The 2,845-nt window shown below is 71.1% G+C and carries 2 protein-coding genes; both read right to left on the bottom strand.

What is annotated here, in order from left to right; translation table 11 throughout:
• Positions 1 to 282: 282 nt before the first annotated feature.
• Complete coding sequence (locus AC529_RS19210; protein WP_198156498.1) at positions 283 to 1,446, bottom strand: rolling circle replication-associated protein; 1,164 nt, start codon at positions 1,444 to 1,446, stop codon at positions 283 to 285.
• Between the two features lie 431 nt (positions 1,447 to 1,877).
• A complete protein-coding gene (locus tag AC529_RS19205) occupies positions 1,878 to 2,648 on the bottom strand; it encodes a GntR family transcriptional regulator (RefSeq protein ID WP_068758751.1) in 771 nt (256 codons plus the stop codon).
• Between the last annotated feature and the right edge of the window lie 197 nt (positions 2,649 to 2,845).

Raw genomic sequence — 2,845 nt, 5'->3', positions numbered from 1 at the left:
CCCCGGTGGTCGGGGCGCCGCCATGCCGAGAAGCCTGCCTGTACGCCGTACAGACAGGGGGAACCGAGGACGAATAAAGGAAGGCTTTCCTCCGGAATGGAGTTCTTCGGGGTGGGGGCGCGCGAATCCCCTCCCCCACCGGATTGCCCCTGGGGGGCGCGCGGGTGATGCCCCGGGAGCAGCACCCCCGGGGCACTTCGCCATCAGGACACCGGCGGCTCTTCGGTGAGCGGGGCGAGGAGACCCCGCTTCCGGAACGCGCGGGTCATCGGAGGGCAGGGGTCACCCCCGCGAGGTGCCCGGGGGTGCGTGCAGCAGTGCCCACCGGGCGCGCCGGTCCGCCGCCGACTCCGGCTCGGTCGCTGCCAGCCACCGGGCTAACGTCGCCCCGAACGCCGCCCCGTCGTTGACGCTGACCCACCCGCGGTTCGCGGGCAGTCTCACCGCAGGGCGTCGCACCGTCCGGTACCGCACCGTCCCGGTCCGCTGGTCGACCCGAGGCACGCTCAGTTCACGCGTGACGCCCTGAGCACGAGCCCACCGCCGCAGGATCCGCCCCGCCGCGATGCCATCCTCCGGAGAGACCTCGGCGCCCTCCGCCGCTTTCTCCAGGTGCCAGTAGCCCCAGAATCGGCCCGGCCCCTGCCCCGGGGCCGTCCACGACTTCGGGACGATGTGCTGGTACTCTTTCGCCCGGAAAGCGCCGTGCTTCGTGAAGTACACCGCCACCCGCCTCGGATCGCTGGCCTTCAGGCCCTCACGCCAGTCGACACCGGTCCCGGCCAGACGATGCCGCCGACGCTCCTCCGGGTCAGGGTGGCCAACAATGTCAGCCCACACCTCACTCAGCCACCGCCGGAAGTCGAGCCCCGCCCCTACCAGCCGGTCAGCGCGCGCTCGCGCACCCGGGGTTGCGGCCTGCCCCTGCGGAGGCCGCATCAGCAGGTGGTAGTGCGGCGCCCCCCGCCGCTGGAACTCCAATTTCCACACGGCGCGCAGCGGCTCCCCCCACGCGCGCTCGAACCGCTTCCGGAACGCCTGGAGGTGCCCCTTCGACACCTTCCCATTGGGCGCCACCGTCTCCCAGTCCCCCGGGTACGTCAGCGTGACCATCGCCAATGGCCGGGTGCCGTCCCCAACCAGCGGCCCGTAGTCGAGTTCACAGAGGGTCCTGACCATGTTGGCGCGGCTCTTCCGAGACCAGCCGGTGACCTCCCTACGCGACGGTGGCCGCTCCGGCCACACAGGGTCCTCGCCCTCCGGCGTGGCCGCGAGCACCTGCGCCACCACCATGTCGACGAACCGCTGATCCCGCTCCAGCTGCCGCTCTAGGGTGCGCTCCTGACGCGCCCGGTCCGTCGCCCCCACCCGGATCGCACCCGGCGCGATCGTGATGTTCCACCGCGGCCCCTCGGACCCGTCCCACCGGTCCGCCCGGGGCAGCATCGCCGCCGCCGCCCCCACCAGGTCCGCCGCCGGGAACCGGTAGGGCGCCGCGATTGCGCCCGGCGTGCTCGGAACCGCAACCCTGTCTGAGCTGGGGGTTTGGCCCAGCGCGGTTGATGTACGGCCAGTTATGGCACATATAACAAGCCCAAGGCCGCCCCCCCCGCCCCGTCGGGGGGGGGGACTCTTTGCCCCCCGCGTCTCCACACGGCCGCCGGGGGGATCTATCATCGGAGGCACGACAGCCTCCTGTCTGTACGCAGTTGGACGGTGGTCATGTCGTTGACCCATCTAGACCGGCGCCAACCGGTCGGGTCGGCCGAGATCCACCCGGGGCGGCCACCCCGGATCTCGGGAGAACTTCACATATCTGTCAGGGTCGGAGTTGGCGCTCCGACCCTTTTCTCATGTGCAGCATCATGCCGCATGCGTCAGTCTCGGGGCCACCGCGCCGACGGCGCGCGCCGGAGGTCCGCGACGAGTTCGACTCGGTCCGCGGGGATCACGCAGATGGTGACCTCCACCGGCGCGCCAGTACGGGCTGAGCTGCCCACCCGCGCGATCTCCATGACCGGCATGGAGTCCGGCATGCCCAGGTGTCTCGCCTCGTCGGGTTCCGGCATGCGCACCCTGGTGTACTCAGTCCACGCGATCGGCCCGTGCCCGGCCTCCTCCAATCGGTCCAGGTAGCCGCCTGGTCCGGTGTGCGGTTCGGCGACCTGCGGGGCGTCGGCGACCGCGGTCGGGTGGATCCAGGTGTCGGCGATCTGATACGGGGGCTCCCCCGCTGGGCTGGTGACCCGCCGCCGACGTAGGACCTCGGTGCCCTCCTCCAGGCCGAGGAGTTCGGCGGGGCGCGCCGGGATCGGCACCACGGCACGGCGGGGGCGCCCGTGCACCTGCCACGGCTCCCCCTCCCGCGCGGCCGCGGGCATGACGTAGCCACGCTCGTCGCGCCGCACCATGCGGCCCCGCCGAACACGACGACGTCCTGCTCGGTCCCGGACTACCGTGCCCCGCCGCCGCACCGGGACAACCAGGCCGTCCCGGGTCAGCGCCGCCACCGCCGTGCGCACCGCATGCCGCGACGCGCCGTACCGCTCCATCAGCTCCGGCTCGTGCGGGATCGTGTCGCCCGGCCGGTAGTCGCCTCGGTTGATGGCATCTCGCAGGTCACGGGCGATCTCCTCGTGACGTCGCATCCGCACCACCTCTCAGTTTGCCACCAGAGTACATCCGAACGTATTGACGTATCCACCAGGACCCGTCACACTCAGGAGTGGCGAATACATCCGAATGTATTCGTCGATGTTGGCACAAAAGTGCCCCCGTCGGGCTGCATCCCGGCGGGGGCGATCGGATCTCACCTGAGAGGACATCCGATGCAGACCAGTATGAC

It is taken from the genome of Thermobifida cellulosilytica TB100 (assembly GCF_001517975.1).
GTDB lineage: Bacteria > Actinomycetota > Actinomycetes > Streptosporangiales > Streptosporangiaceae > Thermobifida > Thermobifida cellulosilytica.
This window is presented reverse-complemented; position numbering and strand designations above follow the sequence as displayed.

What these genes read in the sequence shown, in the direction of transcription:
- AC529_RS19210 (WP_198156498.1), bottom strand. Translation starts at nt 1,446, where the DNA reads ATGCTGCCCCGGGCGGACCGGTGGGACGGGTCCGAGGGGCCGCGGTGG.
- AC529_RS19205 (WP_068758751.1), bottom strand. Translation starts at nt 2,648, where the DNA reads ATGCGACGTCACGAGGAGATCGCCCGTGACCTGCGAGATGCCATCAAC.